This window comes from Arcobacter siniprincipis (SeqCode), assembly GCF_048571125.1.
In the GTDB taxonomy this organism is placed as follows: Bacteria; Campylobacterota; Campylobacteria; order Campylobacterales; family Arcobacteraceae; genus Arcobacter; species Arcobacter siniprincipis.
This window is the reverse complement of the sequence record NZ_CP182343.1, coordinates 2,148,928-2,161,715: the sequence shown is the minus strand read 5'-3', so window position 1 is coordinate 2,161,715 and position 12,788 is coordinate 2,148,928. Positions and strand designations below refer to the sequence as shown.

Genomic DNA, 12,788 nt, shown 5'->3' with positions numbered 1-12,788 from the left:
ATTTATTAGTTTATAAAAGTTGATATTATTTTTATATCACTTTTTTCCAACTCAAAAGAAAAAATATCCAAATCTTCTTTCATATGTTCTTGTGATGTTGTTCCATTTAGAGGAGTAACGCCTATTTGTGTGAGAAATCTATAAAAAATCTGTGCTTGTGTTTTTTTGTACTTTCTTGCTAAATTTATAACTTCTTCTGAGCCTAAAATGTGGGGATTGGCACTAAGTGTCCAAAACCCAAGATAAGTGATATTGTTTTCTTTACAAAATTCTCTTAGTTCTTTGTCATAATCACTATCTTTGTAAAATCTATTTTGAAGTATTGTTGGTTTTATCTTTGCTTCTTTATATAAAGCTTTTAAAACTCTTATATCATAACAATTGCTTATACCGATATTTTTAGTTTTGCCTTCTTCATAAAAGCCCTCAAAAATCTTCCAAACTTTCATCAAATGAATAAAAGGAAAAATAGGTGAGTGTAGAATATAAGAGTCAAGATATGTTGTTTGAAGATTTTTAAGACTTACTTCAAATGAGTCTAAAACTTGTTTTTCTAAAGAATCTTCTGGATTATAAGGAATATTATTTAAATCTTGTCCATCTTTTGGGGTAAATTTTGTTTCTAAAAATATCTCTTCTCTTTTAAAACCCTCTTTATAAAGGTTTTGCAAAGCATCACCAATGCCTTTTTCATTATAGTGTCTAGGTTGACAAGCTGTATCTATAGCTCTAAATCCACTTTTTACAGCAAGTTCAACTAATTTTGCTGTTTCATCTTTTTTCCAGGCAGTTCCATATATAAGTTTTGGTATATTCATGGTAAATCCAATATTTTTATTTAATTATAACAAAAATATATTTTATGGGAATTATTTTAATTGTGACTTTTTATTCTTTGTAAAAACTCCAATTGATTATGTGATTGATTGTTAGCAACAATATTATGAGGAGTTTCTACTTCTTCTATACTGAGATTTGATTTTGCTTCTTTTAGGGCATCTTCTGCTTTAAATACAGATTCTCCTGCCATATTACTTTTAAATTTTGATATTTTTTCTTGGAGTTCTTCTATCATTTTAGTAAGTTCATTTTTATCATAATTCTTATCTTTTAACTTATCTTTAATTCTCTCAAGCAAGGTTTCAAATGCTTTTACTTCCTCAGGTGATATACCTGTTCTTAGTATTGATTTTATTTCTTCAATAATTTTGTCACTATCTTTTTTTTGTAATTGTGTGCTAAACTCTTTTACATCTTTTTGTGCTTTTTCAATTCTAGTGTTAATATCCTCAATTGATGGTTTTTCATTCATCTCTTTTACATCTTCAGCTTTTGTGATTGATTGTCCTGTAAGTTTTAGTTTAAATTCCCTAATTCTTCTCTCTATTTCCTCCATCATATCATTCAATTCTTCTTTAGTAAGATTTTTTTCTTTCATTTCCTTTTTAATCTCTTTAATCATATCTTCTAACATTTTTATTTCATCTTTAGTCATACCTGTTTGCATAACTGATTTAATATCTTCAACAAGTTTTTTCATATTTTCTAATATTTCTTCATCTGTTCTTGTGTTATTTTTGTCTATTTTATTTTGTACTTCATTTAAAATTCCTTGAAAACTATTTGATACAGCTTCATTAGAACTTGTATTTTTGTTAGAGTTTTCAACATGCAACCAATTATTTGTGCTATCTGTATTTACGTACATAGGATTCCTTTAGAGTATAATAGTTTATTATACAAAATAATTTAAAACTATTTAGTTGTAAAAAAGTAATAAAAGCACTAATTAATTATCATTTAAACTAAATGTAAGCAATGTTAATAATTAAATATATTATTTATTTGCATATTATTTATCAAAATAGAACCCTAAACAACTTTTGACTATAATTACAAAAAATTAGTAGAAGAGTAATGAAAAAAAATATATTAACAACACAAATTATTGCGGGAAAATACAAAGGCAAAAAGATAGAGCTTCCTTCTTTAGATGTAACAAGAAGTTCAAAAGCAAGAGTTAAAGAGTCATTTTTTAATGTTCTTCAATTTGATATTATCGATAAAGTATTTATAGAAGCTTTTGCAGGTAGTGGAAGTATTGGTTTAGAAGCAGTTTCTAGGGATGTAAAAAAATCTTATTTTATAGAATTAAATAAAAGTTCATATAATATTTTAGTAAATAACTGTAAATCTATAGATATAAATAAGTGTCAAACAATGTTGGGTGACACTTTTGTGCAATTACCAAGTATATTAAATTCACTAAAAAATTCTAGTGATGAGTTGATTGTTTATATTGATCCTCCTTTTGATTATAGAGATGGAATGGAAGAGATTTATGAAAAATCATTTGAATTGGTAAAAGAGATTGAAAATGATAATATCATGATGATTTGTTTTGAACATGTTTCAACTGTTGAAATACCGGATGTTTTAGGTAAATTTGAAAAATATAAGTCTAAAAAATTTGGTAAAACTACACTTACATATTTTAGGCTAGCTTAGTATGAATAAAGTGGCATTTTATATTTTAGCTTTTTTTGTAGCTATTATTTTTTTTATGCCACTTTTTTATAATGTATCTGCTTATGAATTAAATCCAAATAAAATATTACAAGCTCCTAGTTTATCTCATATAATGGGTACAGATAGGTTAGGAAGAGACATCTTTGCCAGAATCTTAAATGGTGGTCAAACTTCTTTGATTATCGGATTTTTGAGTGCTGCTATTTCTTCTATCTTTGGTCTTTTTATTGGAATAAATGCTGGATATTTAAAGGGTAAGGTTGATAAAACTATTACCATAATCATCGATTTATTTTTGACATTTCCAACATTCTTCCTGTTGCTTGCTTTAGTATCTTATATCCAAGCTTCATCAATTATTTTGATAGTAGTTATTTCTATAACTGGTTGGATGGGAATGGCAAGAATGATAAGAAGTGAAAGCTTTTCTATTGGTACAAAACCTTATATAAAGGTTCTAAATCTTGCCAATGTAAGTAGCCTTAAAATCATATTCAAATATTTCACACCACTTTTAGCACCTATCTTTCTTATTTCATTTACTTTTGGAGTAGGTGGGGCTATTTTAGCTGAGTCTGGATTGTCATTTTTGGGACTTGGTGTTAATTCTCCTGAAATGTCTTGGGGAAGTTTGTTAAGTGATGGAAAAGCTGTGCTTGATATCGCTTGGTGGGTAAGTTTTTTCCCTGGTTTAATGATATTTATAGTTACTTTTTGTTTGATGCAAATAAGTGATTTCTTACAAAGTAAAATAAATACAAAAGAGATACAAAAAGGATAATAAATAATATGTTTGAAGTTTTACTTTTATCATTTGCTTTAGCTATGGATGCTTTTGCTGTTTCTATAGGTCTTGGAGTAAAGAAAAAAGAGTTTGATAAAGTTTTAGCTTTTAAAGCTGCTTTATTCTTTGGTTTTTTCCAAGCCTTGATGCCTTTTATTGGTCATTTGGCTAGTTTAGGAGTAGGGAGTTTAATAGAGTCAATTGATCATTGGGTTGCATTTTTACTTTTAAGTTTAATTGGTGGAAAAATGCTTTATGAAAGTTTTGGTGAGAATACTGAAGATGAGATAAGTATTATTTCAAATAAAGTCTTATTTATCTTAGCTATTGCCACAAGTATTGATGCTATGGCTGCAGGATTTACTTTAAACCTGTTAGATATTAATCCTTATTTATCTATGTTTATCATTGGAATTGTAACCTTTTTGTTTAGCTTTGTAGGTGTTTATATGGGTTCAAAAGGTGGAAGCTTTTTAGAAGACAAGGCTGAAAAACTAGGAGGTGTTGTATTGATTTGTATTGGACTTAAAATACTTCTAGAACATCTTTATTCTTAAAATAGAACTATCAAAAATAAAATTTAATACGGAGAAAAATTTGAATAAATTAAAAAATAGTATATTATTTTTAGCATTTTTACCAATTATGCTACTTGCAGATAATAAGTTAAATGCCGAGCTTTTTGGAGCTTGGACTTTAATCCCACCAGTTGTCGCTATTTTGTTAGCCTTTATAACTAGAAATGTAATATTTTCTTTATTTATAGGAATATTTAGTGGAACATTTTTAGTAAATATTGTAAATGGTGATATTTTTGCTGCTTTTGTTGGCGGTTTTATGGATATGGTTAGTAAAATGATTGGTTCAATGGCAGATTCATGGAATGCAGGTATTATTTTACAAGTTCTAACTATCGGTGGTTTGATTGCTGTTATTACTAAAATGGGTGGACCAAGAGCTATAGCAAAAGCTCTTGCAAAAAAGGCAAAAACTCCTGCAAGTGCACAAATTTACACTTGGGTGATGGGATTTTTTATCTTTTTTGATGATTATGCAAACTCACTAATTATCGGTCCTATTATGAGACCAGTTACAGATAGATTAAAAATAGCAAGGGAAAAATTAGCTTTTATTATAGATGCAACAGCTGCACCAATAGCTGGTATTGCTCTTATTTCTACTTGGATTGGATATGAAATCTCTTTGATAAAAGATGCTTATGCAACAATAGGGCAAGTTGATATAAATGCTTACTCAATCTTTGTGGATACGATTGCTTATAGATTTTATAATATTTTTATGTTAGCATTTGTATTTTTTACAGCATACTTTTTAAGAGAATTTGGTCCTATGCATAAAGCAGCTCTTAGAGCTGCAAGTACAGGAAAAGTATCAAGACATATAAGACATGAAGAAGAACATTTAAATCAAGAGTCTTCAACTATGGCTCCTAAAAAAAATGTAGAATATTCTATTTGGAATGCAATTATTCCAATTTCAGTTTTGATTGTAGTTTCATTTTTAGGATTTTACTTTAACGGTTTGCACTCATTAGAAGGTGAGGCCTTAAAAGCAGTACAAGCAGATCCTTATTCATTTGCTTCAATTAGAGATTGTTTTGGTGGAGCTGATGCTTCTATTGTATTATTTGAAGCTGCTTTATTTGCTTCAATTGTAGCTATAGCAATGGGAATGCAACAAAAAATATTTGACCTAAATGAAGCTTTAGAAACTTGGGTTCATGGGGTAAAAGCATTAGTGATTACTGCTGTTATTTTGATACTTGCTTGGTCTATTTCTGCTGTTATAAAAGAGTTAGGTACTTCTATTTATTTAGTATCAATCTTATCACACGATACGCCCCAATTTATTTTGCCATCTGCAATTTTTATTTTTGGTTCTTTAATCTCTTTTTCTACAGGTACTTCTTATGGGACAATGGGGATTTTGATGCCACTTACTATTCCTTTAGCAAATGCCATTGGAATAAATTATGGACTAGATACTAATGCTTTAAATGAGTATATTATTTTAAATATTGGAGCTGTTTTGACAGGTGCTATTTTTGGAGATCATTGTTCTCCTATTTCTGATACTTCTATTCTTTCATCTATGGGGTCAAGTTGTGATCATATGGACCATATCTCTACTCAACTACCTTATGCTGTATTTGTAGGTGTTGTTTCTGTAGTATTTGGATATATCCCAGCAGCTCTTGGAATTTCAGTCTCTTATTTGATTCCTATAGCTTTAGTAGTCTTAGCCTTGACTGTAAGGTTTTATGGGAAAACATATTTGCCTAAAGAGGCATAAAAAAGAGAAGTATTACTTCTCTTTTAAATTTTATTTAATAGCATATCTAGTAATTTAGTACTAAGTATTCTTTTTGCAAAACCTAGAATATAAGTTGCTTTTGTAACATAATATCTAGGTTTTGGATTTTTACTTTTCATGATTTTTAAAACAACCTTTGCCACACTTGAAGGTGGTAGATTAAATAAACCTCCATCATCCTTGCTCTCTAGTCTAGTTTTTAACTCTTTTTCATAAGTTTTTCTATGAAAACTATCTTTTATATTGATATGTTCATTAAATTTTTTGAGTGAATTCTCTCTAAATTTACTAGTTACTGGACCTGTATTTATAGTACTTACAAAAATATTATCATTTATAACTTCTTGTCTTAAGGTATCAGCAATACCTTCTATTGCATATTTACTTGCATTATAGGCACCTCTAAATTTCAAAGAGATGATTCCCAAAACTGAACTGTGTTGAATAATCTTTCCATAACCTTGATTTCTAAATATTCTCATAACTTGAAGTGTAACTTCATGTAGTCCAAAAAAGTTAGTTTCAAATTGTTCTTTAAGAGTATCTGTTGATACATCTTCTATAGCTCCTGGTTGTCCATATCCTGCATTATTGAAAACTGCATCTAAAGTTCTGTCTAGTTTTAAGATCTTTTCTAAAACTTCTGCTATCTCTGCTTGGTTTGTGACATCTAGTTTGTAAGCTATGAAATCCAACTCTTGCAACATAAGAACATCTTCTTTTTTTCGTGCAGTTGCGTATACTTTGTATCCATTGTTTTTTAAAAATTTTGCTGTTTCTAATCCTATTCCAGAAGAACAACCTGTTATTAATATATTTGCCATTTTTAACCTAATATTTTTTCTAAGATGCTATTATATCGAAAAAGATTTTACTTCCAAAGATGCCTATGAACAAAAAAGATATAGAACTAAAAAACTTATTAGATATAGAAGTTACTAATAGAAATAATGAGTGTGAATTAATACTAGAGCGACCAGACCCACTATTTATAGCAAAAAGACACAATGACGAATACATCTCTCTTATTTGTGCACTATTTGCCTATGGAAAAGCATCATTAATAATAAAGTTTTTAGATAGTTTGGATTTTTCACTTTTGAATAAAGATGAACAGAGTATTAGAAAAAGTTTTGAAAAACACTATTATAGATTTCAAAATAGCAAAGATATCCAAGAGTTTTTCATAGCCTTATCAAGACTAAAAAAACAAACAACACTAAATGAACTATTTGTGGAGAAATACAAAATAAATAATAATGTCTGTGAAGGAATAGATAACATAATAAGTAAAATAAATGAAATAAATCCCCATACTTCCCAAGGCTACAAATTTTTACTTGGTTCAAATTTTAAAAGAGATAAACAAAACAGTATAAAACAAGTAGGAAATGCAGCATACAAAAGATGGTTTATGTATTTAAGATGGATGGTTCGAAAAGATAATTTAGATATGGGATTATGGCAAGGTGTATCAAGTGAAGACTTACTAATGCCACTAGATACTCATACTTTCAATGTATCAAATAAACTTGGACTTATAAGTAGAAAAAATTGCGATTTATATGCTTCATATTTACTAACTACAAAATTAAAACAGTTTGATAAAAACGACCCTATAAAGTATGATTTTGCACTATATAGAATTGGTCAGGAAAGACTTTTATAGTCCTATATTATGGTGTATTATTTAATAACTATACTTGTATTAGTACACTTTAAGTACATTATTGTATTTTATTATAAAATACTTAAAAAATTATATTAATATAAAAAATTAAGTATATATCTTCAAAAACTATAAAAAATACTACTAAAATCAGTATAGTTATTAAGAATTTTTTTTAAAACAAATATTTTTTTCAAATATTTTTCAAATTTTTTCAAATATTTTTCAATTTTTTTTTAATACAGATGTAAATATTTCCCCGTGAAATATATGTAATGGCAAAAATGTATATCTCTATATATGTATATGCTATGTAAAATATATTAAATATTTAAGATAGAAATCAAAAACTAAAAAATTATTTTTTAAGTTTTAATTTAGGTTTTTTTAAGTTTTAATTTAGGTTTGTTTAAGTTTAAAAAAAGTTGAAAAAATCGTATCCCCATAAAATAGGACTTCTTTAAAATATTCATTTGACTTTTCTCTTGAAAATATCTTAAAATTTCTTTGTCTAAAAATTATTATTGTGAAAAAGGAAAAGAAATGCTAATAGCTGTAGATGAAAACAGATTAGATGAAATGAGCAAAATACAAGCAGATATATTACATATACTGCAAAACAATAAGTTGCTTTCAATAGAGAAAAGTAGTGAACAAGAAACAACTCTTAATCTATTGTCTGTAAAACAATCTGCTCAATATCTAAATGTATCAGAAATAATGATACGAAAAATGATAGAAAAAAAAGAGCTAAAGGTAAAGAGAATAGGAAGTGCAATAAGGATAGAAAAATGTGAATTAGAAAATATAATTAAATAAACCCTCTCTTTATCGTTTCTCAGGCAAATAAAGAGAGAGCTAATTAAATCCCGACTAAAGGTTCTAATCAAGAGCATTATACTTAATAAGAACATAATCTTCAATAGTAGTACATATCTTGATTATTTATTTATATAAAATTATACGAGGATAAATAATGAGTAAAAAAGAATCCTACTATTTTCCGCATTATGTAGGGTCAAGAAATGACCGAAAAATAATACGAGTAAGAAAAGATTTTGGAATAGAGGGCTATGCCCTTTTCTTCATGACCCTTGAACGTCTCCGAGAGGAAGAAAGCTTAAAAATACCAGTTGAAGATATAGACATACTGGCAGATGACTTTGGGACATCAGAAGCAAAACTATCAACTTTAATTTTTAATTACAAGCTATTTGATATTGAAGAGAGTGAAAATGGAAAACTTTTCTTTTCTCCAAAACAGATTCAATATCTTCAACCATATTTTGATTTGCGCGAACAACGTCGTCTTGCAGGAATTGCAAGCGGTAAAGCAAGAAGAAGAAAAACAGAAGAAAGAATAGAAAAAGAAGAACAATTGTTGAACGAGTGTTCGAACAACTGTTCAACGGATGCTGAACTAATAAATAAAGAAATAAAAAAAGAAAAAAAGAAAAAACGTCTCATCGACTCTTATCTAGATTTTAAGGAGATAATTACTAAAAAATATGCAGGAAGTTTAGAATTTAAAATCATTAATTCTAATGAACTTGGATTATTAGAAAATACTGGTGTAAAAGTAAAAGCAAATGGTTATCTCTTCAACACATTGATAGAAAAAGACTTCACAACTGAACAAGCACATAAAGTCTGGAACTGGATGTTTGAAAATCAAAATTATGTTCTAGGAGTAGTTGAATGAAAAAAAATAAGAAAATATTAACTGATCTAGTTAACGCAATACTAGAAATGCATGATGTAAGTAAAAATATTAAGGCTCAGAACATTCATGGAGTATTAATATATCCATGGAGTTCTAAAGAAGATGACATGAGTTGGGTAGATACAAGCCCTATAAAGATAATTGAACAGTATGTTCAAACAACTGGTCAAGAGGTGTCAATATGATTAAGAATCAAATAGCAGAAATCAACTTAACTCCTTTTATGTTTTTATTAAACTACCAAAAAGAACTAGAATTTGATTGGAATGAAAGAACTATAAAATCATATTCACAACAAGAGACAAAAAGAAGATGTTATAAAGAAGATAGTGGTAGATATTACTATATAGACTCAAATAACATTAAACAGTATGTTCCAGAAGAAGAGTTGATTGATTATGATGGTGTGTACTATTTTAATGAAATCAATCTCTTTTTACAGAATCAATCACATTTTGTGAAAGCAAATAAATATTGGATTATGTTTTTAAAATTTTTCCCTCTAGCTATAGTGTTTTTATTATCATTTAGAATGCCAATTAATTTTGGTAATTTATTTGATATTTCTAATCCTAGTGTTGGTTTCTCTGATGTTATAAATATTTCACAAATATTGGCATTCTTCCTAGCTATTGGATTAGTTTATTTGGGGTATAGAATGAGAGAACATAAAACTATTATTGTTCTTCTTTTATTTGTTTTGTATTTTGGAGCATTTTATTTATCAATGAAGATTTCATTTCTTATGAATATAAATAGAAATCTTTTAGTAGCACTCTTTTTTGTGTGGAGTGTAAAGGAGATGTATTTTGTATATTTATATGGACATTTTGATGAGTATTATTCTTTAACAGACATCTCAAAAAGTAAAGTTTTTTATAGAAAAAGGTTACTAGGTAAAATTGGAATTGGAGATAAGGTCTCTATTTTAAAAAAAATTAGAATCGGTGGATTTTTTATGAGGGTAGTTGAATGAGAAATTTAATATTAATTTTACTTTTTATTGTTAGTTTTACAGTTATTTCTTTTGCAGATACTACTACAGCGTTACCACAAGCTACGAATAAAAGTCCATACATAAAAGATGGATACTCTTATAAACCAACTTCTTGTTCAACTACTTGTGAAGAAGTAAAAGATGGTTATTTTACAAGAGTTTCTAATAATATCCTAGAAAAAGGGTTGATTACTTGTAATATTTATTCGGTGAAAAATCCATTAAAAGTGTTGGAAACTAGGGTAGTTTATAATGATTATTGTAAAAAAGAATATACCTTTTCTCCTAATCGTAACATTGAAAGTCCTAATACATTAAGACTAGATGAACAGTTGAAAATGTTACAAACTAAATACTTCCAAAATTTTGTAGGTACTGGTGATGTTCACTTTTTAACTGCCCCTGAATATTTGGTAGCTGTATTAACAGTAGATACAAAGATAATAAATGTAAAAGAAACTATAGAGTCTAACCAGATTGTTCTAAATCCTGAATACACTATTTATCCAAATGAACAAGTTGGTTACGAGAGAAATTGGTACGATGGAATTGCAAGTGATGCAAAAGATTTATGGAATGCAATAGGTAACAAAATAAATAAGGTATTTGGTATTGATAGGACACCAGATAAACCATACGAACCAGATAAACTACCTAGGGAACTTACTTCATCAACTTCGCAATTAATATCAACTATAGGTGTTCTTTGGATTGACTTCTTGACAGAAAGTAATTCACTTTATCAAGAAACAAATTTCTTAATAGTTATGCTTCTAGCACCATTTTCTGTAATTATTCTTGCGGGAGAATCATATACTCATAAGTTGTCAACTGGTAGTACTGGTGGAAGTGGCAACTGGGTTGGTGGTGGAGTTGTTTCCATCCTTGTTTGTTTGGGAATGTTTATGACACATGAATCTGCAACTACTAATCAAAAAGATATTTTTGGTAAAGATAAGAAACTTGAACAAAGTTTCTATCAAAATGCCTCATCATCTATAATAATGGATGGTGTTCAGATTGCAAATTCCTTTAATGCCACATTTAATAAAGTATATATCAATCAAATGGCTAGAAATGCCTCAGTAAGTCCAAACCTTACACAAGATGAAAGAAAACAAAAGTTAGATTATTATGCCAAATTAAGAGAAGTTTATAATTCACGATTAGCAACATGTTCTAGTATTTATAATGTTGATACTTTACGTAATGTTGTTTCCAATGTTTATGATTTAGATTTAATATATCCCCCATCAGAAGCATACGGGAGTATATCTTTTTATACACATCTTGTAAATCCAAATGACATAATAAAAAATAATTTATATGCAGTTGACTATTGTTATGAGCTTGATAGACAAAAATCATTACTTGCTTTGAGAACAAAAGATTTAATAAAAGAATATGAAAGTGGCAAAATAGCAATTGATGATGGAATGGAAAGACGTATCCTAAATATAGCAGAAGTTGCTTATAAGAATACGGTAGAGATGGGATTCTTGTCTGCTCTTACTACTGCTTCAATGAATACTACATTGTCTAATCTAGATGAGTATAAATATTTTACTGATAACATAGAAGATAAAAGAGCTTATATCGAAAGAGAGACTCAAAAAGCATTTTATACTCAAGACACAAATATGTCTGATGTACTTGAAACAGATTTTATGGCTTTTTTCCCTAAAACCTTATCCTATTTTATGATGCCAGTGTTTCCTCAAATTTATCAGGGTATTCAAAACATGTCTGGTTTTGGAGCAGATGTATCTAAGAAATATTTTAAAAGAAAAGCAAAAGTTTTCAGGAAATCCGATAAACAAAACAATGGGGAAGTTGGAAATGATGTTTATTTTTCTGAGAAATCGGATAATGGTAGTTCAATAGGAATGGTAGCAAACTTTATTATTGGAATAGCAAAGAGAAGCCCCTCTTTTGCAGTTTTTGAAGGGCTTTTGAAAATAGGTGGCGATGCAATTGTTCTTTTTGTTTCTATGTGGGTTTATGACTATTTCTTACAATTACTTGTGCCTTTTGCAATTTTATCAGCGGGGTTAATGGTAGTGTTGTTTTGGGTAGCCGAAGTAGTTATTTATTATTTAGTAATACCATTTATGTTGGCTTATGCAATGTTGAAATCACAAGGACAAGCAGTTAGTAAGTTCTTAGCTAGAGGATTAATTATTGCATCAAGACCAACATTAATTGTCTTTTCCATAATTGTTGCAATTCTTCTAAATTCTCTTTACGAAGCTATATCTGTATTTGTAATAACTAAAAACTTTTCAGCTTTATTTGGCTTGAATGAATTAGGAATGATAAATACCTTTACTGCTTTAATACAGCAAAGTTTTTATGAAATTGCAGTTAAATTATTTATTCCTTTTATTGTTTTCTTTGTGATTCTGACTGGCTCGATGATATTTCTTAAACAATTCGGCTATTCTGATGAAGCAAATTTTGGTCAAGATATTACATCTTCTTTAGAATCTAGAGGGGGAAAATATAATCTTCCAGTCTAAATGATTTTCAGATGCGACTATATCGATATCAAAACCAAAAAAAAGTAAGAAATATTTTTCTTACTTTTTGTTTAGATAACTATTATATCGTTATTTTAGCCACTTTTATGGTGGGAATATATCAAATTTACTCCTCGTGGGTTAATTTGCAAATAACATCTATTTATAGTGTTAATTTGCAAATTAACACTAAGGAGACCCTAATGCATTTGTTTTTTACCGCAAGGGATAAA

The 12,788-nt window shown here is 28.4% G+C and carries 13 protein-coding genes; 10 read left to right on the top strand and 3 right to left on the bottom strand.

What is annotated here, in order from left to right; genetic code table 11:
• Positions 1–5: 5 nt before the first annotated feature.
• Both ACNI3D_RS10840 and ACNI3D_RS10835 read right to left on the bottom strand, forming a co-directional pair.
• Entirely contained in the window at positions 6–818 is an 813-nt protein-coding gene (locus tag ACNI3D_RS10840) for an aldo/keto reductase family protein (protein WP_419767001.1), read from the bottom strand.
• 56 nt (positions 819–874) lie between these two features.
• A complete protein-coding gene (locus tag ACNI3D_RS10835) occupies positions 875–1,708 on the bottom strand; it encodes a hypothetical protein (RefSeq protein ID WP_419767000.1) in 834 nt (277 codons plus the stop codon).
• Between the two features lie 209 nt (positions 1,709–1,917).
• Between ACNI3D_RS10835 and rsmD the strand changes: the two genes are divergently transcribed.
• The 4 genes from rsmD (at position 1,918) to ACNI3D_RS10815 (ending at position 5,626) form a co-directional block, all read left to right on the top strand.
• Positions 1,918–2,508: a 16S rRNA (guanine(966)-N(2))-methyltransferase RsmD gene (gene rsmD / locus ACNI3D_RS10830; RefSeq protein ID WP_419766999.1), complete on the top strand. Its 591-nt coding sequence runs from the start codon at positions 1,918–1,920 to the stop codon at positions 2,506–2,508.
• Between the two features lies 1 nt (position 2,509).
• Positions 2,510–3,310, top strand: a complete 801-nt coding sequence (locus ACNI3D_RS10825) for an ABC transporter permease (protein WP_419766998.1) — start codon at positions 2,510–2,512, stop codon at positions 3,308–3,310.
• Between the two features lie 8 nt (positions 3,311–3,318).
• On the top strand, positions 3,319–3,870 hold the full coding sequence (locus ACNI3D_RS10820; RefSeq protein WP_419766997.1) for a manganese efflux pump MntP: 552 nt from the start codon (positions 3,319–3,321) through the stop codon (positions 3,868–3,870).
• Positions 3,871–3,958: 88 nt separating this feature from the next.
• Complete coding sequence (locus ACNI3D_RS10815) at positions 3,959–5,626, top strand: Na+/H+ antiporter NhaC family protein (RefSeq protein WP_419768994.1); 1,668 nt, start codon at positions 3,959–3,961, stop codon at positions 5,624–5,626.
• Between the two features lie 23 nt (positions 5,627–5,649).
• On the opposite strand, the gene ACNI3D_RS10810 is transcribed toward ACNI3D_RS10815, so the two are convergent.
• The gene (locus ACNI3D_RS10810; protein ID WP_419766996.1) at positions 5,650–6,471 is read right to left on the bottom strand and encodes an SDR family NAD(P)-dependent oxidoreductase; all 822 of its coding nucleotides are present in this window, start codon (positions 6,469–6,471) and stop codon (positions 5,650–5,652) included.
• Positions 6,472–6,536: 65 nt separating this feature from the next.
• Here ACNI3D_RS10810 and ACNI3D_RS10805 point away from each other — a divergent pair, with 65 nt between their 5' ends.
• The 6 genes from ACNI3D_RS10805 to ACNI3D_RS10780 all read left to right on the top strand — a co-directional run bounded on the left by ACNI3D_RS10805 (position 6,537) and on the right by ACNI3D_RS10780 (position 12,555).
• Entirely contained in the window at positions 6,537–7,316 is a 780-nt protein-coding gene (locus ACNI3D_RS10805) for a TIGR02757 family protein (protein WP_419766995.1), read from the top strand.
• A gap of 543 nt (positions 7,317–7,859) precedes the next feature.
• A complete protein-coding gene (locus tag ACNI3D_RS10800) occupies positions 7,860–8,135 on the top strand; it encodes an excisionase family DNA-binding protein (RefSeq protein ID WP_419766994.1) in 276 nt (91 codons plus the stop codon).
• 157 nt (positions 8,136–8,292) lie between these two features.
• Complete coding sequence (locus tag ACNI3D_RS10795) at positions 8,293–9,018, top strand: Lin1244/Lin1753 domain-containing protein (protein ID WP_419766993.1); 726 nt, start codon at positions 8,293–8,295, stop codon at positions 9,016–9,018.
• Positions 9,015–9,224: a hypothetical protein gene (locus tag ACNI3D_RS10790; protein WP_419766992.1), complete on the top strand. Its 210-nt coding sequence runs from the start codon at positions 9,015–9,017 to the stop codon at positions 9,222–9,224. The genes ACNI3D_RS10795 and ACNI3D_RS10790 overlap by 4 nt, the downstream gene beginning before the upstream one ends.
• Positions 9,221–10,015 (top strand): hypothetical protein, encoded by a 795-nt coding sequence (locus tag ACNI3D_RS10785; protein WP_419766991.1) that lies wholly within the window; start codon positions 9,221–9,223, stop codon positions 10,013–10,015. Before ACNI3D_RS10790 ends, ACNI3D_RS10785 begins: the two co-directional genes overlap by 4 nt.
• Positions 10,012–12,555 (top strand): hypothetical protein, encoded by a 2,544-nt coding sequence (locus ACNI3D_RS10780; RefSeq protein WP_419766990.1) that lies wholly within the window; start codon positions 10,012–10,014, stop codon positions 12,553–12,555. The genes ACNI3D_RS10785 and ACNI3D_RS10780 overlap by 4 nt, the downstream gene beginning before the upstream one ends.
• Positions 12,556–12,788: the final 233 nt, after the last annotated feature.

What these genes read in the sequence shown, in the direction of transcription:
- ACNI3D_RS10840 (WP_419767001.1), bottom strand. Translation starts at nt 818, where the DNA reads ATGAATATACCAAAACTTATATATGGAACTGCCTGGAAAAAAGATGAA.
- ACNI3D_RS10835 (WP_419767000.1), bottom strand. Translation starts at nt 1,708, where the DNA reads ATGTACGTAAATACAGATAGCACAAATAATTGGTTGCATGTTGAAAAC.
- rsmD (WP_419766999.1), top strand. Translation starts at nt 1,918, where the DNA reads ATGAAAAAAAATATATTAACAACACAAATTATTGCGGGAAAATACAAA.
- ACNI3D_RS10825 (WP_419766998.1), top strand. Translation starts at nt 2,510, where the DNA reads ATGAATAAAGTGGCATTTTATATTTTAGCTTTTTTTGTAGCTATTATT.
- ACNI3D_RS10820 (WP_419766997.1), top strand. Translation starts at nt 3,319, where the DNA reads ATGTTTGAAGTTTTACTTTTATCATTTGCTTTAGCTATGGATGCTTTT.
- ACNI3D_RS10815 (WP_419768994.1), top strand. Translation starts at nt 3,959, where the DNA reads ATGCTACTTGCAGATAATAAGTTAAATGCCGAGCTTTTTGGAGCTTGG.
- ACNI3D_RS10810 (WP_419766996.1), bottom strand. Translation starts at nt 6,471, where the DNA reads ATGGCAAATATATTAATAACAGGTTGTTCTTCTGGAATAGGATTAGAA.
- ACNI3D_RS10805 (WP_419766995.1), top strand. Translation starts at nt 6,537, where the DNA reads ATGAACAAAAAAGATATAGAACTAAAAAACTTATTAGATATAGAAGTT.
- ACNI3D_RS10800 (WP_419766994.1), top strand. Translation starts at nt 7,860, where the DNA reads ATGCTAATAGCTGTAGATGAAAACAGATTAGATGAAATGAGCAAAATA.
- ACNI3D_RS10795 (WP_419766993.1), top strand. Translation starts at nt 8,293, where the DNA reads ATGAGTAAAAAAGAATCCTACTATTTTCCGCATTATGTAGGGTCAAGA.
- ACNI3D_RS10790 (WP_419766992.1), top strand. Translation starts at nt 9,015, where the DNA reads ATGAAAAAAAATAAGAAAATATTAACTGATCTAGTTAACGCAATACTA.
- ACNI3D_RS10785 (WP_419766991.1), top strand. Translation starts at nt 9,221, where the DNA reads ATGATTAAGAATCAAATAGCAGAAATCAACTTAACTCCTTTTATGTTT.
- ACNI3D_RS10780 (WP_419766990.1), top strand. Translation starts at nt 10,012, where the DNA reads ATGAGAAATTTAATATTAATTTTACTTTTTATTGTTAGTTTTACAGTT.